This window comes from Phenylobacterium kunshanense (genome assembly GCF_003254525.1).
In the GTDB taxonomy this organism is placed as follows: Bacteria; Pseudomonadota; Alphaproteobacteria; order Caulobacterales; family Caulobacteraceae; genus Phenylobacterium; species Phenylobacterium kunshanense.
In genome coordinates this window covers 1-20,413 of record NZ_QFYS01000001.1, presented here as the reverse complement: position 1 = coordinate 20,413, position 20,413 = coordinate 1, and the positions used below count along the sequence as shown (strand labels likewise).

Annotated in this window: 21 protein-coding genes, 1 tRNA gene and 1 pseudogene; 14 read left to right on the top strand and 9 right to left on the bottom strand. The window is 69.5% G+C overall.

The window, feature by feature from the left end:
• Window positions 1-7: 7 nt before the first annotated feature.
• A complete protein-coding gene (locus tag DJ019_RS00110) occupies window positions 8-1,420 on the bottom strand; it encodes a Mur ligase domain-containing protein (protein ID WP_111273964.1) in 1,413 nt (470 codons plus the stop codon).
• Between the two features lie 318 nt (window positions 1,421-1,738).
• Between DJ019_RS00110 and DJ019_RS00105 the strand changes: the two genes are divergently transcribed.
• Window positions 1,739-1,814: transfer RNA gene (locus DJ019_RS00105), tRNA-Asn, on the top strand.
• A 144-nt stretch (window positions 1,815-1,958) separates the two neighbouring features.
• The gene (locus DJ019_RS00100) at window positions 1,959-2,540 is read left to right on the top strand and encodes a DedA family protein (RefSeq protein WP_111273963.1); all 582 of its coding nucleotides are present in this window, start codon (window positions 1,959-1,961) and stop codon (window positions 2,538-2,540) included.
• A 12-nt stretch (window positions 2,541-2,552) separates the two neighbouring features.
• Here DJ019_RS00100 and DJ019_RS00095 read toward each other — a convergent pair whose 3' ends face one another.
• Window positions 2,553-2,993 carry a VOC family protein gene (locus tag DJ019_RS00095; protein ID WP_111273962.1) on the bottom strand — a complete coding sequence of 147 codons (441 nt, stop codon included), beginning with the start codon at window positions 2,991-2,993 and terminating at the stop codon, window positions 2,553-2,555.
• A gap of 267 nt (window positions 2,994-3,260) precedes the next feature.
• On the opposite strand from DJ019_RS00095, the gene DJ019_RS00090 reads away from it, so the two are divergent.
• The 5 genes from DJ019_RS00090 (at window position 3,261) to DJ019_RS00070 (ending at window position 9,460) form a co-directional block, all read left to right on the top strand.
• Window positions 3,261-4,325, top strand: coding sequence for an efflux RND transporter periplasmic adaptor subunit (locus DJ019_RS00090; RefSeq protein ID WP_111273961.1), 1,065 nt, complete (start codon window positions 3,261-3,263; stop codon window positions 4,323-4,325).
• 113 nt (window positions 4,326-4,438) lie between these two features.
• Complete coding sequence (locus DJ019_RS00085) at window positions 4,439-7,678, top strand: efflux RND transporter permease subunit (protein ID WP_111273960.1); 3,240 nt, start codon at window positions 4,439-4,441, stop codon at window positions 7,676-7,678.
• Between the two features lie 10 nt (window positions 7,679-7,688).
• Window positions 7,689-8,252 (top strand): GNAT family N-acetyltransferase, encoded by a 564-nt coding sequence (locus tag DJ019_RS00080; RefSeq protein WP_111273959.1) that lies wholly within the window; start codon window positions 7,689-7,691, stop codon window positions 8,250-8,252.
• Between the two features lie 93 nt (window positions 8,253-8,345).
• Window positions 8,346-9,038 (top strand): alternative oxidase, encoded by a 693-nt coding sequence (locus DJ019_RS00075; protein ID WP_111273958.1) that lies wholly within the window; start codon window positions 8,346-8,348, stop codon window positions 9,036-9,038.
• Window positions 9,038-9,460 (top strand): group III truncated hemoglobin, encoded by a 423-nt coding sequence (locus DJ019_RS00070; protein WP_111273957.1) that lies wholly within the window; start codon window positions 9,038-9,040, stop codon window positions 9,458-9,460. The genes DJ019_RS00075 and DJ019_RS00070 overlap by 1 nt, the downstream gene beginning before the upstream one ends.
• Here DJ019_RS00070 and DJ019_RS00065 read toward each other — a convergent pair.
• Entirely contained in the window at window positions 9,457-11,301 is a 1,845-nt protein-coding gene (locus tag DJ019_RS00065) for an ABCB family ABC transporter ATP-binding protein/permease (RefSeq protein WP_111273956.1), read from the bottom strand. The two genes, DJ019_RS00070 and DJ019_RS00065, sit on opposite strands and share 4 nt — an antisense overlap.
• Before the next feature lie 160 nt (window positions 11,302-11,461).
• On the opposite strand from DJ019_RS00065, the gene DJ019_RS00060 reads away from it, so the two are divergent.
• Window positions 11,462-12,064 carry an LOG family protein gene (locus DJ019_RS00060; RefSeq protein ID WP_111273955.1) on the top strand — a complete coding sequence of 201 codons (603 nt, stop codon included), beginning with the start codon at window positions 11,462-11,464 and terminating at the stop codon, window positions 12,062-12,064.
• 142 nt (window positions 12,065-12,206) lie between these two features.
• A complete protein-coding gene (locus DJ019_RS00055; protein WP_111273954.1) occupies window positions 12,207-13,028 on the top strand; it encodes an outer membrane protein in 822 nt (273 codons plus the stop codon).
• On the opposite strand, the gene DJ019_RS00050 is transcribed toward DJ019_RS00055, so the two are convergent.
• Window positions 13,025-13,972: a LysR substrate-binding domain-containing protein gene (locus DJ019_RS00050; protein WP_111273953.1), complete on the bottom strand. Its 948-nt coding sequence runs from the start codon at window positions 13,970-13,972 to the stop codon at window positions 13,025-13,027. The two genes, DJ019_RS00055 and DJ019_RS00050, sit on opposite strands and share 4 nt — an antisense overlap.
• A 102-nt stretch (window positions 13,973-14,074) precedes the next feature.
• On the opposite strand from DJ019_RS00050, the gene DJ019_RS20810 reads away from it, so the two are divergent.
• Window positions 14,075-14,221 carry a hypothetical protein gene (locus DJ019_RS20810; RefSeq protein ID WP_165843838.1) on the top strand — a complete coding sequence of 49 codons (147 nt, stop codon included), beginning with the start codon at window positions 14,075-14,077 and terminating at the stop codon, window positions 14,219-14,221.
• Between the two features lie 8 nt (window positions 14,222-14,229).
• Here the strand turns inward: DJ019_RS20810 and DJ019_RS00045 are convergent, their stop codons facing one another.
• The 3 genes from DJ019_RS00045 to fliX form a co-directional block, all read right to left on the bottom strand.
• The gene (locus tag DJ019_RS00045; RefSeq protein WP_111273952.1) at window positions 14,230-16,275 is read right to left on the bottom strand and encodes an NAD(+) synthase; all 2,046 of its coding nucleotides are present in this window, start codon (window positions 16,273-16,275) and stop codon (window positions 14,230-14,232) included.
• A gap of 84 nt (window positions 16,276-16,359) precedes the next feature.
• Entirely contained in the window at window positions 16,360-16,788 is a 429-nt protein-coding gene (gene dksA / locus DJ019_RS00040) for an RNA polymerase-binding protein DksA (protein ID WP_111273951.1), read from the bottom strand.
• 92 nt (window positions 16,789-16,880) lie between these two features.
• Window positions 16,881-17,315, bottom strand: coding sequence for a flagellar assembly regulator FliX (gene fliX, locus DJ019_RS00035; protein WP_111273950.1), 435 nt, complete (start codon window positions 17,313-17,315; stop codon window positions 16,881-16,883).
• A 189-nt stretch (window positions 17,316-17,504) separates the two neighbouring features.
• Here fliX and DJ019_RS00030 point away from each other — a divergent pair, with 189 nt between their 5' ends.
• The 3 genes from DJ019_RS00030 to DJ019_RS00020 are packed head-to-tail and all read left to right on the top strand — an operon-like array spanning window position 17,505 to window position 19,371.
• A complete protein-coding gene (locus tag DJ019_RS00030) occupies window positions 17,505-18,614 on the top strand; it encodes a flagellar basal body P-ring protein FlgI (protein ID WP_111273949.1) in 1,110 nt (369 codons plus the stop codon).
• Window positions 18,614-18,928 carry a rod-binding protein gene (locus DJ019_RS00025; RefSeq protein WP_111273948.1) on the top strand — a complete coding sequence of 105 codons (315 nt, stop codon included), beginning with the start codon at window positions 18,614-18,616 and terminating at the stop codon, window positions 18,926-18,928. Before DJ019_RS00030 ends, DJ019_RS00025 begins: the two co-directional genes overlap by 1 nt.
• Window positions 18,928-19,371: a flagellar basal body protein gene (locus tag DJ019_RS00020; protein WP_111273947.1), complete on the top strand. Its 444-nt coding sequence runs from the start codon at window positions 18,928-18,930 to the stop codon at window positions 19,369-19,371. Before DJ019_RS00025 ends, DJ019_RS00020 begins: the two co-directional genes overlap by 1 nt.
• Here DJ019_RS00020 and DJ019_RS00015 read toward each other — a convergent pair.
• Complete coding sequence (locus DJ019_RS00015) at window positions 19,368-19,799, bottom strand: RrF2 family transcriptional regulator (RefSeq protein WP_111273946.1); 432 nt, start codon at window positions 19,797-19,799, stop codon at window positions 19,368-19,370. The genes DJ019_RS00020 and DJ019_RS00015 overlap by 4 nt on opposite strands.
• A gap of 103 nt (window positions 19,800-19,902) precedes the next feature.
• Between DJ019_RS00015 and DJ019_RS00010 the strand changes: the two genes are divergently transcribed.
• Window positions 19,903-20,283 (top strand): group I truncated hemoglobin, encoded by a 381-nt coding sequence (locus DJ019_RS00010; protein ID WP_111273945.1) that lies wholly within the window; start codon window positions 19,903-19,905, stop codon window positions 20,281-20,283.
• A 4-nt stretch (window positions 20,284-20,287) separates the two neighbouring features.
• Here the strand turns inward: DJ019_RS00010 and DJ019_RS00005 are convergent.
• Window positions 20,288-20,413 (bottom strand): annotated as a pseudogene (locus DJ019_RS00005) (IS5/IS1182 family transposase); the annotation flags it as partial.

Genomic DNA, 20,413 nt, shown 5'->3' with positions numbered 1-20,413 from the left:
CGGTCGATCAGGCCGCCGCGGCCTGTCCGTAGAGCTCGTCGAACACCGGGGGCAGGCTGTCCGGCAGGCCCAGCAGCGGGCCCGACGACAGCAGCAGCACGACCTCGTCGCCGGCGAGGCGGCCAAGCGCGGCAAGGGCGGCGTCGGCCGTCTCCACGCCCTCGACGGCCATGCCGGTGGCGGCCACGCGCGCCAGGATCTCGGCGAAGCTCGACTGGTTGTGACTGGCCTCGCCATGGTGTGGCGGCGGGATCACGAGCACGCGGGCGGCGCCCTCGAACACCGTGTCGTACCAGGGCAGCGCGTCGCGGTTGCGCCACGAGAAGGTGTGCGGCTCGAACACCACCGTCAGGCGCCGCTCGGGGTAGTGCAGCAGCATGGCCTCGATGGCCGAGCGGGCCTTCTCGTATGATGAGCCGAAGCCCTCGATGACCGGGACGGCCGAGCGCCGCGTCAGCCGGTCGAGACGCCGGCGGATTCCCGCGAAGCTCTCGACCCCGCGGACCAGGTCGGCCTCGGAGACCAGCCCCCTCTCCAGCAGGTAGGCCGAGACGCCGACGATGTTCTCGACGTTGTGCTCGCCGAGCAGCGTCGTGGCGAGGGCCACGCGGCGGCCACCGGGCCCGACCAGGGTGAAGCGCGTGGTCTCGCCGTAGACGATCCCTTCCGGATACCAGCCGTCGCAGGGGGCGGTGTCGTACCAGACGATCCGGGAGGCGGCCTCGCCGGCGATGGCGCGGGTGGCGGGATGCTCGCGGGCGACCAGCAGACCGTCGCCCGGCAGCAGCCGCAGCAGCTCGGCGAACGGCTTCACATAGTCGTCGAAGGTCGGGAAGACGTTCACGTGGTCGTGGATCAACGAGGTCAGCAGCAAGTCGCGCGGGTGGTAGAGGACGAACTTCGAGCGGCGATCGGTGGGGCCGACGATGTACTCGTCACCCTCGAGCACCACCTGCGGCGCGGCCCCCCAGTGGCCGGTGTCCGGAAGAGACGGCGAGATCGCCCCGATCATCCAGCCGGCGTCGACGCCGCTGGCACGCAGGACGTGGGACATCAGCGCGGTGCAGGTCGACTTGCCGAAGGATCCGGCGACCACGGTGTTGCGGCGCCCCTGGGTCGCCTCGCCCACCAGTTCCGGAAAGGTCGTGACGCGGACGCCGCGCGCCCGGGCCGCGACGACCTCGGCGTTGGCCTCGCCCCCGAGCTTGGCCGAGGCGCCGAGCACCAGCAGGTCCAGGCCCTCCGGCAAGTTGGCGGCGTCGAACCGCCGGAAGAAGGGGAACCCCAGCCCTTCCACATAGGTGGACATGGGCGGGAAGACGTCCTCGTCCGAGCCGCTGATCTGGTGGCCCGCTTCGCGCATCATCAGCGCCGCCGCGGCCATGCCCGCGCCCGCGATGCCGGTGAAATGGATGCGCATTCGCCTTCAGTCCGTGGTGCCTGCCTCGCCCTTCTGATCGGCCGATCCGCACGCCGCGTCCAGCCCCGCGCGACAATCCGGCGCCCCCGCGCCGGGCCGGCCGCAAGAACACGGTTCGCGCGTTAACCCTGCCTTTACCAACACAGCAGAGGTTCAAATCGTCTTCTTTGAAGACACCCCACCATCACCAAACTTCTGATGGCCCGGCGTTCGCGCCGGGCTCTTTTTTCAATGGCCTCAGGGCCTGCGTGCGACACGCCGTCCCCGGACTTGCGCAAGCCGGAATCGCAGCGTATACGCCCGCCCTCTTCGTTGTGATCCCCGATAGCTCAGCTGGTAGAGCAGTCGGCTGTTAACCGACTTGTCGCAGGTTCGAGTCCTGCTCGGGGAGCCACACCGAAGCATCGGCCGGCCGCAGGCCTGCCCCTTCCCTCATCCGCGAATCCCTGGCTTGGCTTCGTTTGTCGCAGCGCGAGCCTCTGGCCGGGTCGGCGCCGCGCCTCCATATCCGGGGCAGAAGCGCCCGCCGGATGGCCGAATGACCGACTGGACCCAACACCTCGCCGCCTTCGGCCCGGTCGCCATCGCGTTCGGGGCCGCGATCGAGGGGCAGACCTCCGTGGTCGCCGGCGGAATCATGGCGCGCGAACAGGTGCTGTCGCCCGCGGTCGTGGTCCTCGCCGCGGCCCTCGGATCCGGGATCATCGACTATCTGCTGTTCGCGATGGGCCGCAGCTTCCGCCACACGCGCTGGGTTCAGAAGACGACCTCAGGGCCAGCATTCGGGCGGGCGCTGGCGCTGATCGAGCGCTATCCCTCCGGCTTCATCCTCAGCTTTCGGTTCATCTATGGCCTCCGGGCCGCCGGGCCGGTCGCGGTGGGCGTCTCGACGATCTCCACGCGGAAGTTCGCGATCCTGAACGCGATAGGGGCAGCCATCTGGGCCGGCGCCTTCGTCGCCCTGGGATATGCCTTCGGGCCCGTCGTCATGTCGGTGCTGGAGCGCGCCTTCGCCCATGCCGCGCCGGTGGCGGCGGGCACGGCGGTGATCGCGGTCGTGGTCGGTGTGGCGGTCTGGCGCTGGCGAGTCGGCCTGGCCCGCCAGCGGGGGGCGCGCTGAAGGCTGGCGCCCCTACCAGCTGCCCACGTTGGGCATCGACGCCCAGGGCTCCGCGGGCGGAAGCGCCGGGCCGGCCTGGAGCAGCTCGATGGAGATGTTGTCCGGCGAGCGGACGAAGGCCAGTCGGCCGTCCCGGGGCGGACGATTGATCACCACCCCCGCGTCCTTGAGGCGCTGGCACACCGCGTAGATGTCGTCGACCGCATAGGCCAGGTGACCAAAGTTCCGGCCGCCTTCATAGACCTCGGGGTCCCAGTTGTAGGTGAGCTCCACCATGGGCGCCTTGTGCTGGCGCGCCATCTCCTCGTCGCCGGGCGCGCAGAGGAAGACCAGGGTGAAGCGGCCGCCCGGGTTCTCGCTGCGCGACACCTCCTTCAGCCCCAGCTTGTCGCGGTAGAACGCCAGCGAGGCGTCGAGATCGGTCACCCGGACCATGGTGTGCAGATATCTCACGGCTTTGCCCTCAACAGCCCAGCTCGCGCTGGCGATTCATCGACTTACCCCGTAAACCCACCGGCAAGGTCGCGCCTCTCGCGCGGCTCTACCATTCGTTGTAGTTTGGGCTCGCCAAGGCCGATTGAACCCCGCCGTCCAGGTGACCGCAAATTCATTTGCGCTGGCGTAACGACGGCATCACAAACGCCCCAAGCCGCGGATAGTCGGCGATCGGGCGGGATGGGGAGACATCGCGCTCAAAGCTGAGTCCGGGGATCCGCCTGTATGCGCCTGAAGCCGCAGTACGCCGTCATTGTCGCCATCGTCGCCGTCCTGGTCGTATATTTCGCGATCCGGTCGATCTTCGGCGGCGGTTCGAACCAGGCCGAGGCCAAGGCGCCCGCCGGGTCGGCGCTGCCAAGCGTGCAGGCGAAGATGTCGCCGGAGATGGTCAGAGAGACCCAGGTGGTGATGCGGGGACGCACCGAGGCGGCCCGCGCCGTCGTCGTTCGCTCGGAGACCGCCGGCGTGGTCGCCGCGACGCCGACCGCCGAGGGCAGCTTCGTCCGTCAGGGCCAGGTGCTGTGCCGCCTCGCCGTCGATGCGCGCCAGGCGGCGCTCGACCAGGCGCGCGCGGCCCTGAAATCCCGCCAGCTCCAGCGTCAGGCGGCGCAGCAGCTCCGCGAAAAGGGCTTCCGATCCGAGACGCAGGTCCTGGAGGCCCAGGCCAATCTCGACGCGGCTCAGGCGGCCGTCCGCCAGGCCGAGATCGCGCTGCGCCAGGTGGAGATCCGCGCGCCGTTCTCGGGCGTGTTCGACCGCCGGGACGCCGAGATCGGCGCCTACCTCGCCCCCGGCCAGCCGTGCGGCACGATGATCGAACTCAACCCGCTGCTGGTGGTCGGCGACGCGCCGGAGACCGAGGCGGCCCGCCTGCGCGTCGGCGCGCCGGCCCAGGCGCGGCTGGTGGACGGCAAGGTGCTGAACGGCCAGGTCCGCTATGTGGCCCGCGACGCCGATCCGCAGACCCGCACCTATCACCTCGAGGTCACCGTGCCCAATCCAGGCAATGTGGTGCGCTCGGGCCTCTCGGCCGACCTGCGCATCGCCGCCGGCGCCGGGCCGGCGCACCTGGTGCCCGTCTCCGCCCTGGTGCTCGACAGCGCCGGACGTCAGGGCGTGCGCTATGTGCAAGCCGACGGCCGGGTCGCATTCGCGCCCGTCAGCGTGCTGGAGGAAACGCGCGAGGGCATGTGGATCAGCGGCCTCAAGGGGACCGTCAATGTAATCACCGTCGGACAGTCGTTCGTCGCCGATGGTCAGAAGGTTCGGGTGGCCCAGGTCCGCTAGGCCGGGTCGCCACCGGCGCTCTGGAGAGCGCTGGCGTTTTTTTGGGAGTTTGAGCGCTTTCCGGGCGGCGGGCCGGTCATCCACCCCCTCGGTAGGCGCTTCGGGAGATACTGATGATCGGTCCGCTGATCGACGGAGCCATCAAGCGGCGCAAGGTTGTGCTGGGCGTCACGCTCATCGCCGCCCTGTTCGGCCTGTTCGCCTACCTTTCGATGCCGCGCGAATCCGAGCCGGACATCGACCTGCCCTACATCTCGGTGGTCGTCCCCTTCCCCGGCGTGTCGCCGGAAGACGCCGAGCGCCTGCTGGTGAAGCCGCTCGAGGTCGAACTGCAGACGATCCAGGGCATCAAGTCCCTGAACGCGGTGGCGCGACAGAGCGCGGCGATCGTCACGCTGGAGTTCGAGGCCGACTTCGACAAGGACAAGGCGCTGGAGGACGTCCGCGCCAAGGTGGACCTGGCCCGCGGCAAGTTCCCGCCCGACGCGGAAGAGCCGATCATCCAGGAGGCCAACTTCTCGGGCGAGCCGGTCATCGGCATCGTGATCTCGGGCTCGGCGCCCGAGCGCGAGCTGCACCGGGTCGCCACGGTGCTCAAGGAGCGGCTGGAGGGCACGGACGGCGTGCTCGAGGTCTTCATGAGCGGCGGCCGCGAGGAAGTGCTGGAGGTCGAGATCGATCCCCTGCGCATGGAAGCCTACAACGTCACCACCGGCGAACTCGCCCAGGTGATCGGCCGCAACAACCAGCTCGTGCCCGCCGGCTCCCTGCGCTCGGGCGCGGGCCAGTTCGCGATCAAGGTGCCCGGCGTGGTGGAAAGCCCGGCCGACGTGCTGGCCCTGCCGGTCAAGAAGAGCGGCGACCGCCTGGTGACCATCGGCGACATCGGCGAGGTGCGGCGCACCTTCAAGGAAGCCAGCTCGATCAGCCGCTTCAACGGCCATCCGGCCTTCATCCTCGAGGTCTCCAAGCGCGGCGGCGCTAACATCCTCGACACGGTGGAGACCATCAAGAAGGTCACCGAGACCGAGGCCAAGCGCTGGCCGTCGACGGTCCAGCTCAACTACATCTACGACGAGAGCGAGTTCATCGGGCGCACGCTGGTGGTGCTCGAGTCCGGCCTGATCATGGCCAGCCTGCTTGTGATGATGATCATCATCGCCAGCCTGGGGATCCGCCAGGGCCTGATGGTCGGCGCCTCGATCCCGATCTGCTTCATGCTGGCGTTCCTGATGATGAACTTCATGGGCGTCACGCTGAACATGATGGTCATGTTCGGGATGGTGCTGGCCGTGGGCATCCTGGTCGACGGCGGCATCGTGGTGGTGGAGTACGCCGACCGCCGCATGGCCGAGGGGCTGCCGAAGCTGGAAGCCTTCGCCTCCGCCGGCAAGCGGATGTTCTGGCCGGTGGCCAACGGCACCCTGACGACCCTGTGCGCCTTCGTGCCCTTCATGTTCTGGAACTCAATCGCCGGGAAGTTCATGAGCTTCCTGCCGCTGACCCTGTTCTTCGTGCTGGGCGCCTCGATCTTCGTGGCGCTGATCTTCACGCCGGCGTTCGGCTCGATCTTCGCCCGCAAGGCGGCGATCGACGAGGAGCACCTGGCCGAGATCGTGAAGTCCGAGCACGGCGACCCGCGCGAGATGAAGGGCTTCATGGGCTGGTACGCCCGGGCCCTCACCTATCTCGGCGCCCACCCCACCCGCGCCTTCGCCGGCGGCCTGCTGGTCGTCATCGCGATCGTGGCCTGGTTCGCGACCACGAAGCACCGGACCGAGTTCTTCTTCGAGGACGACCCTGAGTTCACGCAGGTCTTCGTGAAGGCCCGCGGCAACCTCTCGCCCGAGGCCCAGGATGCGCTGGTGCGGCAGGTCGAGAGCCGGCTGGGCGGCATCAAGGGCGTGGAGTCCTTCTACGTCCGCGCCGGCGGGTTCAGCAGCAACGGCGGCCCAAACTCGGCGCCCAACGACACCGTCGGCCGCATCCGGGTCGACTTCCTGGACTTCGAGGATCGCCAGGCCCTGGGCCTGCGCGGCAAGGACATCGAGAACGCGGTGCGCGAGCGGGTCACCGAGATCCCCGGCCTCCAGGTCGAGGTGCGGGGACCGCAGAACGGCCCGCCGGTCGGCAAGGACGTGCAGGTGCAGTTCCGCAGCCACGATCCGGCCGCGCTGGAAGCCGCCGCCGACCTGGTGAAGGCCAAGCTGGCCGAGGATCGCCAGCTTATCGAGCTGGAGGACAATCGGACCTCGCCCGGCATCGAGTGGAACCTCGCCGTCGACCGCGAGGCCGCCGGCCGCTACGGCGTCGACGTGCTGTCGGTGGGCCAGACGATCCAGTTCCTCACCGGTGGCGTGCTGATGGGCCGCTATCGTCCGGACGACGCCGAGGACGAGCTGGACATCCGCGTCCGATTCCCGCCCAGCGCCCGTAACGTCGCGGCGCTGGAGCAGCTCAAGATCACCACGCCCAGCGGTCCCGTGCCCGCCAGCTACTTCATCAAGCGCGTGCCCGCCCAGCAGGTGACGCAGATCCAGCGGCGCGACAGCCAGCGGCTGGTGATCGTCCAGGCCAACGTCGTGGAGGGCGTCGCCGCCAACCAGAAGATCGCCGACCTGAAGCCCTGGCTGGAGAAGGCGCCGATCGACCCCGCCGTGACCTGGAAGTTCACCGGCGCCGACGAGGAAGGCCAGGAGGCGGCGCAGTTCTTCATCGCCGCAATGGCCGCCTCGATCTTCATGATGTTCGTGATCCTGCTGTGGCAGTTCAACAGCTTCTACGGGGTGCTCGTCACCCTCTCGGCGGTGATCCTGTCCACCGTGGGCGTCCTGCTGGGGGTGCAGGTAAACCTGGGGGGCACGTTCCCGTACATCTCGGTGATCATGCTGGGGACCGGGGTGGTGGCGCTGTTCGGCGTCGTGGTCGGGCACAACATCGTGCTGGTGGATACGTTCTACCACCTGCGCCACGCCGGCTATCCCGCGGACGAAGCGGCGGTGCGCGCGGCGGCCCAGCGGTTCCGCCCCGTGCTGCTGACCACCCTCGTGACCGTCGTCGGCCTCCTGCCGCTGATGTTCCGGGTCCACCCGAACTTCCGGACCGGCCACATCGAGTATCAGGCGCCGGGCTCGGAATGGTGGGTCCAGCTTTCGGCCTCCGTGGTCTGGGGCCTGTCCTTCGCCACGCTGCTGACCCTGGTCCTGACGCCGGTCATGCTGGCCGCGCCGAAGGTCTATTCTGCCCGCTTTGGCAGGCTGCGCGGCCTGTTTGGCGGGCGCCGCCCGGCTTCGCGCCGCCAACCGGAGCCGACGGGCCTGGGCAACGACGACATCCCGCGCGCGGCGGAGTAAGCCCGGGGGCATGCCCCTGAGCCACCGCATCGCCCGGCCCGAGGACGCCCCGGCGCTGGATCTCGTCATGGACGCCGCCATCGGCGAGCTGCAGCGCGGCTTCCTGGACCCGGCGCAGATCGAGTCGAGCCGGACGATCATGGGCCTGGACCGCCAGCTGCTGGCCGACGGGACCTACTTCATCGTCGAGTCCGAGGGCCGGATCGCCGGCTGCGGCGGCTGGAGCCGGCGGGCGACCCTCTACGGCGGCGACCACACGCCGGGCCGCGACGCGGCCCTGCTGGACCCCGCCACCGACGCGGCGCGGGTGCGGGCCATGTACACCCACCCCGATTTTGCGCGCCGGGGAGTCGGCCGGCTGATCCTGCGGCTCTGCGAGGACGCGGCGCGCGCGGAAGGCTTCCGGCGCCTGGAGCTGATGGCCACCCTCTCCGGACGGGCGCTCTACAGCCAATGCGGCTACGTCGACATCGAGGCGATCGAGGACGCCCGGGGCGGGGCGGCGGTTCCGCTGGTCCGGATGGGCAAGCCCATCGCTTGCCCCCTACGGCCAAGTCTCCGTAGCGCCACGTAGGGGCCGCTCCGAAATGGCGGCGGCTTCGGGCGAGGTCTATCTCCCCGCCATCGGTCGCCCCTCCCCAGCGACCGGTGAGTGAAGGAGTTCCCCATGATCGCCCCCCTCGCCGACTACGCCGTCCATCACACCCCGCGCGGCCTTTCGGACCGCGTCGCGTTCGGATTCGTGAAGGCGCTGCGGTTCTGCGCCGACACCTTCTTCGCCAGGCGCTATGGCCACCGCGCGGTGGTGCTGGAGACCGTCGCCGCCGTGCCCGGCATGGTCGGCGCGACCCTCAACCACCTGAAGTGCCTGCGCCGGATGGAAGACGACCGGGGCTGGATCAAGACCCTGATGGACGAGGCCGAGAACGAACGGATGCACCTGATGACGTTCATCGAGGTCGCCAAGCCCACGGCCTTCGAACGCTTCGTGGTCGTGGCCGCCCAGTGGGTGTTCTACCTGTTCTTCTTCGGCCTCTATCTTGTCTCGTCGAAGACCGCCCACCGCGTGGTCGGCTATTTCGAGGAAGAGGCGGTGATCAGCTACACCCACTACCTCGCCGAGATCGACGAGGGCCGCTCGCCCAACGTGGCCGCGCCCGAGATCGCGCGGCGCTATTGGAACCTTGGCCCCGACGCGACCCTGCGCGACGTGGTCGAGGTGGTCCGCGCCGACGAGGCCCACCACCGCGACGTGAACCACGGCTTCGCCAACGAGCTGGCCGGCATCGCCCCGGCCGTGAAGGTCCCCGCCGTGTGGCCGCACGAGCAGCTCGAGCCCCACTGGCGCGAGGCGGCCTGATGGACGCCCGCCTTCGGGTAGGCCCCGGCGTCGCCGCCGGGGTCGACGAGGCCATGATCAGGACCCTGGTGCACACCTTCTATGGACGGGTGCGCCAGGACGCCGTTCTGGGGCCGATCTTCAACGCCGCCATCCATGACTGGGACGAGCACCTGGCCAAGCTGTGCGACTTCTGGTCCTCGGTCACCCTGATGACCGGCCGGTTCAAGGGCTCGCCCATGGCGGCGCACGCCCGCAATCCGCAGATCAGGGACGAGCACTTCCCCATCTGGCTCGCCCTCTTCGAGAAGACGGCCCGGGATGTCTGCCCGCCCAAGGCCGCGGACCTGTTCGTGGAGCGCTCCCGGATGATCGGCCGCAGCCTGTCGCTGGGACTGGCCGTGGGCCGGGGCGAGATCCCGCCCCTTTCGGCCGACCTCTAGCTCTCCCGCGTCTGGCGCCGCCAGAGGGCGGCGTACTCGCCCTTGTGGTCCAGCAGCTCGGCGTGGGTTCCGCGCTCGACGATGCGGCCGCGGCGCAGCACCAGGATCTGGTCGGCGTCCGCGATGGTGGACAGGCGGTGGGCGATCACCAGGGTCGTGCGGCCGGCCTTCACCTTGCGCAGGGTCTCCTGGATCGCCGCCTCTGTGGGACCGTCGAGGGCGCTGGTGGCCTCGTCCAGGATCAGCAGGCGCGGACCGGCCAGGAGGGCGCGGGCGATGCCGACGCGCTGGCGTTCGCCCCCCGACAGCTTCAGGCCCCGCTCCCCCACCCGGGTCGACATGCCGTTCGGCAGGCCGTCGATGAACGGCCCGAGCTCGGCGGCCTCGGCCGCGGCGCGGACGTCCTCCGGGCGGGCGTCCGGCCGGGCGAAGGCGATGTTGGCGAAGAGGGTGTCGTTGAACAGGGCCACGTCCTGCGGCACCAGCGCCACCGCGCGGCGCAGCTCCACCTGGGGAACCTCCCGCATGTCGACGCCGTCGATCGTCACCCGGCCCTCCTGCGGATCCAGCAGCCGCATGGCCAGGCGCACGGCCGTCGTCTTGCCCGCGCCCGAGGGGCCGACCAGGGCCACCGTCTGGCCGGGACGCGCCTCGAAACTGACGTCGAGGAGGCCGGACGAGCGCGCATCGTGGCGGAAGCTGACGTGGTCGAAGGCGATGGCCGCGCCCTGCCCGCTGGCCGGCGGCAGGGGCCGCGACGCGGGCGCGTCGACGATGTCGGGCGTGATCTGCCGCAGGGCGACCATCTGCTCCATGTCGATCAGCCCCTGGCGGATCTCGCGGTACTGGAACCCCAGCATGCCGAGCGGCGCGTAGAGGCCGGAGAGCAGGAACACCGCCATGGTGATGTCGCCGATGCTGAGCCGCCCGCCGGCGACCTCCATCCCCGCCATGACCGTCATCGCCGCGAGGCCGACGTTGAGGATCAGGGCCTGGGCGGCGTTCAAGAGGTTCAGTGAGCCGTTCGCCCGGGCGCTGGCGTCGACGTAGCGCCCCATGGCCTCGCCATAGGTGCGGACCAGCCGGTCCTCGGCGCCGAAGGCCTTCAGGGTCTCGTAGTTCATGAGGGCGTCGGAGGAGAGACCCGCCGCCCGGGTCTCGGTTTCGTTCAGCTCGCGGCGGTGCGAGAGGCGCCAGTCGGTGATGCGGAAGGTGATCACCGCATAGACGACCAGGGTGACGAAGGCGGTGAGCGCGAAGCGCCAGTCCAGCCGAACGGCCATCACCGTCATGGCCAGCACCAGCTCGACGAAGGTCGGACCCAGGCTGAAGATCAGACTGCGGATCAGGAAGTCGGTGGACCGGGCGCCCCGGTCGATCACCCGCGCCAGGGCGCCCGACTGCTTGGTCTGGTGGAAGTCCAGCGACAGCGCCAGGGCGTGGCCGAAGCTCTCCACCGCCGCCCGCGCCATGGTGGACTGGGAGACGCGGGTGAAGATCGCATCGCGGGCATAAGGCGCGCAGGCGGCCACCAGCCGCAGGACGGCGAACCCGACGGCCATGCCGATGAAGCCCGCGCCCACCACGACGACGCCTTGCGCGGTCGGGGTCAGGCTGTTGATCGCCTCGCCCAGCATCACCGGCGCGATGACCGCCGCCAGCTTGCCCACCAGCACCAGCACCAGCGCCGCGCCGATCCTCAGCCTGAGCTGCGGCGCCTCCGAGCGCATGACGAGCGCCAGCAGGTCGCGCATGGAGCCCCAGAAGGCGAAGCGCGCCGCCGGCGGCTCGACCGCGCCGGGCCCGTGGAAACGCCCGTGCGCCATATGTCCGTGGACCATGGGCTCAGCCCCCACCCGCGCGCCGGGGCGGACGCGCTCGCATCGACTCGGGAGGGGCGGTCACGGTGTGCTTGCTACTCCTGAAGCCTGGCCCTAGCTATTTGGACGTGCTCGCCGCGCAAGCAAGCGGCCAGACTCGATTTCCATTGGAGTACGCGTCATGGGGCGTCTCAGCCAACGCCTGGAATCGGCCTGCGTGTTCTGCGGCTCGTCGGACGAGGCCGACCCGGCGTTCCTGGAGGCCGCCCGCGCCCTGGGCAAGGCGCTGGCCGATGCGCGCATCCGGCTCGTCTATGGCGGCGGCGGAGTCGGCCTGATGGGCGCGGCCGCGCGGGCCGCCCATGCGGCCGGCGGCGACGTGCTCGGCATCATCCCGACCTTCCTCGTGGCCAAGGAACGCGCCCTCGCCGAGGTGGAGCACGTCATCGTCGACAACATGCATGAGCGGAAGATGCTCATGTTCCAGCGCTCGGACAGCTTCGTGATCCTGCCAGGCGGCATCGGCACGCTGGAGGAGGTGGTCGAGCTTCTCTCCTGGCGCCGCCTCGACCTGCACGCCAAGCCGGTGGTGTTCTACAATCCCCGCAGCTTCTGGGACCCGCTGTTCCGGCTGTTCCAGCACACGGTGGACGAGCGGCTGACGCCGGCGGGCTTCATGGACGCGTGGGTGGCCGTGGACACGGTGGACCAGATCGTCCCCGCCCTCCTCGACCAGGGGCGCGAGCCCTATCCGTCCGAAGCGGCGGTGGGGCGCCGGGGCTGACGGACAACTGTGGGTGGAAAGACACACCTGCCGTCGAACGCGGCAGGGCGTCGCATCCGCTGTTCCTGACGGACCGTAGAGCCGGGGACGGGCGCGCCGAGGGCGATCCCGCACCAGAGACTACGACCAGGAGAGCCCACAGATGCGCACCCTTCTTCTCGCCACGGCCGCCTTCGCGATCGCCGGCGCCGCCCAGGCCCAGACCGCCGACTGGACCGGCGCCTACGTCGGCGTCGTCGCCGGCTACGCCGACCGCAACGAGAGCAGCGGCGAGACGATCGGCTTCGACACCAACCTCGACGGGACCTATGGCGACACGGTGCGCACGGCCGCCGGCGCCGACGCCTTCTCGCCCGGCTTCTGCGGCGGGCAGTTCAACACCAACGCCGCGCCCGGCGGCTGCCGCAAGGACGACGGCACCGACGTCGAGATCGGCGTGCGCGCCGGCTACGACTACCAGATCGGCTCGTTCGTGGTCGGGGGCGTGGTGGAATACAGCCGGCTCGAGCTGCAGGACGGCGTGACCGCCTTCTCGACCACGCCGGCGGCCTACAACTTCACCCGCAAGCTGACCGACCTGTTCGCCGTCCGCGCGCGCGGCGGCTACGCCTTCGGCGACAACCTGGTCTACGCCACCGGCGGCTACGCCCAGGGCAACATGAAGCACAGCTTCACCACCACCAACACGGTCAACGCCTTCCCGCGTTCGGGCGGCGGCGACGCCAAGGGCCACCAACTGGGCCTCGGCTACGAGCGCAAGCTGACCGACAACGTGACCCTGGGCGTCGAGTGGCTGCGCACCAGCCTCGACGACGACGACTTTGGCGTGCGGGCGTCCAACTCGGGCACGACCGCGGCCACCAACCCGTTCCTGCTGGTCAACACCGCCGGGACCGACTTCCGGCGCACCGACGACGACTTCGAGGTCGACAGCTTCCGCGTGACGGCGAGCTACCGCTTCTAATCTCCCGTGGTGGGGGCGGGCCGATCCTGCAGCAGCTTCTGCGCTGTGGCGTCGGCCCTGACCTCGGCCAGCAGCCAGTCACGGAAGGCCGCGATCTTGCGGGCCCGGCGCCGGTCCTTCGGATAGACCAGCCAGTAGCCGCCCTCCTCCCCGATATAGACCTCGAACGGCTGGACCAGCCGTCCGGCCGCGATCTCGGTCGCGAACATGACCGGCGAGCCGATCGCCACGCCGCCGCTGGCCTGGGCCGCGGCCACTTCCAGCACCTGATTGTCCGCCGTCAGCCGCGGCCCTTCCGGCGCAGGTCCCACGGCCTCGACCCCGGCGTTGCGGAACCACGCCGCCCATTCCGCCTCCGACCCGACCCTCTGGACCGACAGCAGATCGGCTGGCCGTGGCTCCGGCGGCAGCCTCGCCATCGCCTCGGCGGTGGCCAGCACGGTTTGGGCCGAGGGGAACAGCAGGACGCTCTCCATCGCCGGCCACTCGCGCTGGCGGGAGGCCCGGATCGCGAGGTCCGCCTCCCCGCGCAGCAGGTCGACGACACGGGAATCGGTGTCGAGGCGCACCGCGATCGACGGATGCGCCACCTGGAACGCGCCCAGGCGGCTGGCCAGCCAGCGCGTCGCGAAGGTCTGCAGCGTGGTGATCGACAGGATGCCTTCACCGGTGTCGGTCAGGTCGGCGACCGCTGCGCGCAGGGCCGTCATGGCCTCGGTGGCCGCGCGGGCCAGACGCTCGCCCGCCGGCGTCAGCGCCACCTCGCGCGACAGGCGGCGGAACAGGGGCTGGTCCAGCCGGCGCTCCAGCGCCTTCACCTGCCAGCTCACGGCGGCCTGGGTCATACCCAGCTCCTCCGACGCCCGGGTGAAGCTGCCGAGCCGAGCCGCCGCCTCGAACACCCGGATGGCGCTTAGCGGCAGAGAGGCCAGCGGGTCATTCATAAGTCCACCTTATGGATACAGCAGGAGAACCCGTTTGTTCCGCACGGTCCTGAAGATCATCTTACCTAGGCAGGGACAAGCCCTGACGGGAGATGACCGACCATGGAAGAGCTGCACCGCATCCATAAGGACGTTCCATTCGGATACTGGACGGCGTGGGTCCTCCCGGCCGTGAGGGCGCTGACCCGCCAGTGGCGCTCGGCCGAGGGCGAACGCCGCGCACTGAAGCAAGCGCTGACCCTCCGCTGAGCGGCGGCTCAGGGAACGCCCGTCTCCAGCTCGTCCAGCCACACCCGGGCCACGCCGTCGCTGGGCGCGCGCCAGTCGCCCCGGGGGCTGAGCGCCCCGCCCGAGATCACCTTCGGCCCGTTGGGCATGGCCGAGCGCTTGAACTGGCTGATCTCGAAGAAGCGGAACAGGAAGACGCGCAGCCACGACTTGATCGTCGCCAGGTCGTACTGGTTGCGCGCCTCTTCCGGGAAATGCTCGGGCCAGTCGCCGCGCTCCGCGTCATGCCACGCATGCCAGGCCAGGAACGCCACCTTCGAGGGGCGCAGGCCGTAGCGGGTGATGTGGAAGAGGTTGAAGTCCTGCAGCTCGTAGGGCCCGACCTTGGCCTGGGTCGACTGGATCGCGCCCGTGGCGTCGGCCGGCACCAGTTCGGGCGAGATCTCGGTGTCGAGGATCGAGAGCAGGGTCGCCGAGGCGCCCTCCTCGAACTGTTTCGTCTTCACGACCCAGCGGATCATGTGCTGGATCAGGGTCTTCGCGAGCGAGCCGTTGACGTTGTAGTGGCTCATCTGGTCGCCGACGCCGTAGGTGCACCAGCCCAGCGCCAGCTCGGACAGGTCGCCCGTGCCGAGCACGAAGGCGTGCCTCTGGTTCGCCAGCCGGAACAGGAAGTCGGTCCGCAGGCCCGCCTGAACGTTCTCGAAGGCGATGTCGTAGACCGGCTCGCCCTTGGCGAAGGGATGGCCCATCTCCTCCAGCATCAGCCGCGCCGTCGGCCGGATGTCGATTTCCTCGCCGGTGACGCCGAGGCCGTGCATCAGCGCCCAGGCGTTGGCCTTGGTCCCCTCGCTGGTGGCGAAGCCGGGCATGGTGAAGGCCAGGATGTTGGCGCGCGGGAGTCCGACCCAGTCGAACGCCTTGGCGGCGACGATGAGCGCGTGGGTTGAGTCCAGCCCGCCCGAGACGCCGATGCAGATGTGCTTCGATTTCGTGGCCTGGAGGCGCTTGGCCAGGCCCTGCACCTGGATGTTGAAGGCCTCGTAGCAATCCTTGTCCAGGCGCGCGGGATCGTCCGGGACGAAGGGAAAGCGGTCGAGCGGGCGGATCAGGCCGACGTCGTCGTAGTGCGGGCGATGCGCGAAACCCACACGCCGGAAACGTCGCTCGGGATGGCCGGCGGCGACCGCGGCGTCATTGAACGTCGGCGTGCGCATGCGCTCCAGCCGCAGGCGCTCCACATCGATGTCCGCCACGGCCATCTCCGAGGCCGCAGGGAAGCGCTCGGTCTGCGCCAGGCGCCGGCCCAACTCGTGGATCGAGGCCTGCCCGTCCCAGGCCAGGTCCGTGGTGCTCTCGCCCGGCCCGGCGGCGGAATAGAGATAGGCCGCCTGGCACCGCGCCGACTGGCTGGCGCACAGCAGCTCCCGTTCGTCCGCCTTGCCGACGACGACGTTCGAGGCCGAGAGGTTGCAGAGGATCAGCGCGCCGGCGAGCGCGCCCTGGGTCGAGGGCGGGGTCGGCGCCCAGAAGTCCTCGCAGATCTCCAGGTGGAAGACGAAGTCCGGATAGTCCTCGGCCGCGAACAGCAGATCGGTCCCGAACGGCGCCGTCTGGCCCGCCACGGCGATCTCCAGCCCCGTGACGCCAGCGCCCGGCGCGAACCAGCGTTTCTCGTAATATTCCCGATAGTTGGGCAGAAAGCTCTTCGGCGTGACGCCCAGCACGCGCCCGCGGGAGATCGCGATCCCGCAGTTGTAGAGGCGGCCGTTGTGGGCCAGGGGCGCGCCCACGATCAGCACCGGCTTCAGGTGGGCGCTCGCCTCCACCAGGCGGCGCAGCTCGGCGTCGACCCGGGCCAGGAGCGCGTCCTGCAGCAGCAGGTCGTCGATGGCGTAGGCGGAGATCCCCAGTTCCGGGAAGAGCATGAGATCGCAGCTCTCCACATCGCCCTGCCGGGCCATGCGCAGCGTCTCGTCGGTGTTGAAACCGGGCTCTCCCGGGAGGACGGCCGGCGTGCAGACGGCGGCCCGGACGAACCCGTGCGTGTGGATCGAGTGGAACGCCTTCGTCACCGCCAGCTCCCGACCGGACTAATGCTCACTTTGAGCATATATAGTCTAGCCGCGTCAGCGGGGCAAAAACACCCCCGGGCGCCGTCAGTCGTCGCGGTGGACGCGCTCGCGGCGCTCGTGCCGCTCCTGGGCCTCGAGACTCAGCGTCGCGATCGGGCGGGCGTCGAGTCGCGCCAGGCCGATGGGTTCGCCCGTCTCCTCGCAGTAGCCGTAGGACCCGTCCTCGATCCGGCGCAGGGCGTCGTCGATCTTGGAAATCAGCTTACGCTGCCGGTCACGGGTACGAAGCTCAAGAGCCCGATCGGTTTCCGAGGACGCCCGATCAGCAATATCGGGGTGATTCTCGGTCTCCTTCTGGAGATGGGACAGCGTCTCGCGAGATTCGCGGAGAATGTCCTCTTTCCACGCCAGGAGCTTCTGCTTGAAATACTCAAGCTGGCGCTCGTTCATGAATTCCTCGTCCTCGGAAGGACGGTATTCAGGACCTTCAGCCAACACAGCGGCTGCCTTCATGAAAACCTCACGCCCCTAGGAACCCTGAGACACGCGCGGGCTGTATAGCAAAACGACCGATGGTTTCAACGTCGCTGGAACGTCGCAGCGGACTATCGGCGCCCACGGACGGCTTCCAGCTTCGCAAGCTCAACCGCGGCGCGAGTCTCGATCTCATCTAGAACGGCTTCGAGCTTGGGGTCGTCGGTGGCCATGCGCTGCTCCCGGACGGCCCGTCCGAGCGCCTCGACCTGGGCGGCCGACAGATCGCCGCCCAGCAGGGCGACCTTCAGGTCATCGAGGGAGTCCAGAAGCCGGCCGGCCCGGCTGACCGACCGCCGACGGCGCTCGGTGGGCGTCCCGACGTCCTGCAGGGCGATCAGCGCCTCGACCCCCATGACGCTGGCGACGCCGCTGGCCGCTGCGACCTGGGCGGGCGCGGCCGGCGCCGAAGACGCGCCGACGCGGAACCCCTCGCCTCCGCCGCCGCTGCGCGCGGGCTTGGCGCCCGACGTCTGCGACAGACCGCCTGTACCGGTGACCTTCATGAATGGACGCCTGGGCCCTCGACTCTCACGCGCAGCATTGCCGGCCAAACTTGCAGCATGGTTAACGAGGGGAGGATTCTGCCTAGTCGAACTTGCCGACCGATCCGTCGGAGCACTGATTTTTCAGCGTTTTCCGGCTGGCACACATCTGGCGAAGGGGAGCCGAACTCTTTCGTACGAAGGGCGCCCATGAACCTGGCCCGACTCCTCTCTGCTCTCGTCCTCGCCGCGACGGCCTGCCTGCCCCAGGCGGCGACGGCCAAGTCGCGCATCAAGGACATCGTCGCCTTCGAGGGCGTGCGGGAGAACCAGCTGATCGGCTACGGCATCGTCGTGGGCCTGAACGGCACGGGCGACGCGCTGCGGAACGCGCCCTTCACCAAGCAGAGCCTGGAGGCGATGCTGGAGCGCCTCGGCGTCAACGTGCGAGAGACGAACCTCAACACCAAGAACGTGGCCGCCGTGATGGTGACGGCCAAGCTGCCGCCGTTCTCCGCGCCGGGCGCCCAGATCGACGCCCAGGTCTCGGCCCTCGGCGACGCCAAGAGCCTGCTCGGCGGCACGCTGCTGGTGACCCCGCTGCTGGGCGCCGACGGCCAGGCCTACGCGGTGGCCCAGGGCACGGTGCAGACCGGTTCGGTCAGCGCCGGCGGCGCTTCGGGCTCGACGGTGCTGAAAGGCGTGCCGACGGCCGGCCGGATCGCGGGCGGCGCGACGGTCGAGCGGGAAATCCGCTTCCAGCTCGCCCAGTTGGACCAGCTGCGGATGACCCTCCGCAACCCCGACTTCACCACCGCCCGTCGCGTGGCCGACGTGATCAACACCAACCATCCGGGCTCGGCCGTGGCCGAGAACCCCACGATCGTCTCGGTGCGCCCGCCGGCCGGCGAGAACCTGGTCGCCTTCATGGCGCAGATCGAGAACCTGGCCGTCGAGCCGGACAATGCGGCCAAGGTGGTCATCGACGAGGTCGCCGGCGTGATCGTGATGGGCGACGCGGTCCGCGTTTCGACGGTCGCCATCCAGCAGGGCAACCTGACCATCACGGTCCGCGAGAGCCCCGCGGTGAGCCAGCCCGGGCCGTTCTCCCGCGGCGGACAGACGGCGGTGGTTCCGCAGTCGGACGTGTCGGTCGAGGAGGAGAAGGGCAAGCAGTTCCTGACGGTGAAGTCGGGCGCCTCGCTGTCGACCCTCGTGGCCGGGCTGAACGCCCTGGGCGTCACCCCGCGCGACATGATCTCCATCCTGCAGACCATCAAGGCCGCCGGCGCCCTGCAGGCCGAAATCGAGGTGATGTGATGAGCGGCTTCACGACGCCCGTCAGCGTCTCCCCTGCCCTGCTGACTCCCACGGCCCAGGCCACGACGGCGGATCTCGCCCGTGGCAAGGCGCGCGACGCGGCCGAGAAGTTCGAAAGCCAGTTTCTCTCGATCATGCTGCAGCAGATGTTCCAAGGGGTCGAGACCGACGGGCCCTTCGGCGGCGGTCAGGGCGAGGAGATGTTCCGCTCGATGATGACCGAAGCCATGGGCAAACAGATGACCAAGGCGGGCGGCATCGGCCTGGCCGACACGATCCAGCGCGAAATCCTGAAGATGCAGGGACTGACCTGATGGCCCTCGCCGCCGACGACGCCACCGACCGCTGTGAGCAGCTCATCGTCCTCACCGAGCGGCTGACCGAGCTGATCGCCGCCCAGGCGCAGGCGTTCGAGCAACGCCGCCCGCAGGACGCCGCCGCCCTGCTGGAGGAAACCTCGCGCCTCGCGAACCTCTATCGCCACGAGAGCGCCCGGGTGCGGGCCGACAAACGCCTTGTGGAGGGCGCGCCCCTCCAGCTCCGCGCCAAGCTCGCCCGGGCGACCGAGGCGTTCGACGCGGTGCTGGCCCGCCAGGGTCGCGCGATCGAGGCCGCCCGGATCGTGACCGAAGGCCTTGTGAAATGCATCGCCGAGGAGGTCGCCAGCCAGCGCAGCCAGGCGAGCGTCTACGGATCGGCTGGCGCCCAGGTGAGCACGGCGACCGCCACCGCGATCACGCTCAACAAGCGGGCCTAGGTCCCAAGAATCCGCCCGAGCGCGTCTCGGTTCGCCGAGACGTCCGCGATGGTGTAGCGATCCAGCACCGCCAGATAGGCCTCCATCGCTTCTCCGAGCCGACGCGGCAGCAGGCACACCGGGGCCACAGGGCAGGTGTTGGTCTCAGGATTGAAGCACTCGACGATCTCGCCCAGGTCCTCGGTCTGGCGCACGATCTCGCCCACGCGAATCTCCGCCGGGTCCCTGGCCAGCCGCACGCCGCCGCCGCGTCCCCGGACCGTCGTCACATACCCCAGCGACCGAAGCCGCTGGAGCACCTTCACCAGGTGATTCTGCGAGATCCGATAGGACTGGGCGATGGCGCCCGCCGTCGCCGACGGCTCCCGCATCGCGGCCAGATAGATCAGCGCCCGCAGCGCGTAGTCGGTGTGGAGGCTGAGACGCAACGGCAGACCCTCAAGGCCACGGGCGCTTGTGGCTCGCACAAAAGTGGTATATCAGGCGCCGCTTCTCAAATAGGTATCTGAAATTCCACTTAATGGGGGACTCATGACCACGCTCTACGAACGCATCGGCGGCGCTCCGGCTGTGAAGGCTGCGGTGGACATCTTCTACGGCAAGGTGCTGGCCGACGACCGGATCGCGCACTTCTTCGACGGCGTGGACATGGCCAACCAGAACGCCAAGCAGCGGGCCTTCCTGATCATGGCCTTCGGCGGCCCCAACGCCTACACCGGCGCCGACATGCGCCGCGGCCACGCCCATCTCGTCGCGCGCGGCCTGAACGACGGCCACTTCGACGCCGTGGTGGAGAACCTTGCCGCCACGCTGACGGAGCTGGGCGTGCCCGCGAGCGACATCGCGGAGGTGGCCAAGATCGCCGAGAGCGTGCGCGACGACGTCCTGGGCCGCGAGCCCGTCGCCGCCTGACCGCCTAGGGCGTGGACTCATAAGCCTGTAGCCAGAGGCGTGCTGATCCGAGGAGGACGGTGGCGAGGAAGTTCCTGGCTAGTTTGTCGAAGCGGGTGGCGATGCGTCGGAAGTGCTTGAGGCTGCAGAA

Excerpts from the sequence above, each read along its gene's own strand:
- dksA (WP_111273951.1), bottom strand. The coding sequence starts at position 16,788 with ATGAAGGCAGCCGCTGTGTTGGCTGAAGGTCCTGAATACCGTCCTTCC.
- DJ019_RS00100 (WP_111273963.1), top strand. The coding sequence starts at position 1,959 with ATGACCGACTGGACCCAACACCTCGCCGCCTTCGGCCCGGTCGCCATC.
- DJ019_RS00025 (WP_111273948.1), top strand. The coding sequence starts at position 18,614 with ATGAGCGGCTTCACGACGCCCGTCAGCGTCTCCCCTGCCCTGCTGACT.
- DJ019_RS00090 (WP_111273961.1), top strand. The coding sequence starts at position 3,261 with ATGCGCCTGAAGCCGCAGTACGCCGTCATTGTCGCCATCGTCGCCGTC.
- DJ019_RS00050 (WP_111273953.1), bottom strand. The coding sequence starts at position 13,972 with ATGAATGACCCGCTGGCCTCTCTGCCGCTAAGCGCCATCCGGGTGTTC.
- DJ019_RS00055 (WP_111273954.1), top strand. The coding sequence starts at position 12,207 with ATGCGCACCCTTCTTCTCGCCACGGCCGCCTTCGCGATCGCCGGCGCC.
- fliX (WP_111273950.1), bottom strand. The coding sequence starts at position 17,315 with ATGAAGGTCACCGGTACAGGCGGTCTGTCGCAGACGTCGGGCGCCAAG.
- DJ019_RS00010 (WP_111273945.1), top strand. The coding sequence starts at position 19,903 with ATGACCACGCTCTACGAACGCATCGGCGGCGCTCCGGCTGTGAAGGCT.
- DJ019_RS00070 (WP_111273957.1), top strand. The coding sequence starts at position 9,038 with ATGGACGCCCGCCTTCGGGTAGGCCCCGGCGTCGCCGCCGGGGTCGAC.
- DJ019_RS00060 (WP_111273955.1), top strand. The coding sequence starts at position 11,462 with ATGGGGCGTCTCAGCCAACGCCTGGAATCGGCCTGCGTGTTCTGCGGC.
- DJ019_RS00065 (WP_111273956.1), bottom strand. The coding sequence starts at position 11,301 with ATGGTCCACGGACATATGGCGCACGGGCGTTTCCACGGGCCCGGCGCG.
- DJ019_RS00020 (WP_111273947.1), top strand. The coding sequence starts at position 18,928 with ATGGCCCTCGCCGCCGACGACGCCACCGACCGCTGTGAGCAGCTCATC.
- DJ019_RS00110 (WP_111273964.1), bottom strand. The coding sequence starts at position 1,420 with ATGCGCATCCATTTCACCGGCATCGCGGGCGCGGGCATGGCCGCGGCG.
- DJ019_RS00075 (WP_111273958.1), top strand. The coding sequence starts at position 8,346 with ATGATCGCCCCCCTCGCCGACTACGCCGTCCATCACACCCCGCGCGGC.
- DJ019_RS20810 (WP_165843838.1), top strand. The coding sequence starts at position 14,075 with ATGGAAGAGCTGCACCGCATCCATAAGGACGTTCCATTCGGATACTGG.
- DJ019_RS00030 (WP_111273949.1), top strand. The coding sequence starts at position 17,505 with ATGAACCTGGCCCGACTCCTCTCTGCTCTCGTCCTCGCCGCGACGGCC.
- DJ019_RS00080 (WP_111273959.1), top strand. The coding sequence starts at position 7,689 with ATGCCCCTGAGCCACCGCATCGCCCGGCCCGAGGACGCCCCGGCGCTG.
- DJ019_RS00085 (WP_111273960.1), top strand. The coding sequence starts at position 4,439 with ATGATCGGTCCGCTGATCGACGGAGCCATCAAGCGGCGCAAGGTTGTG.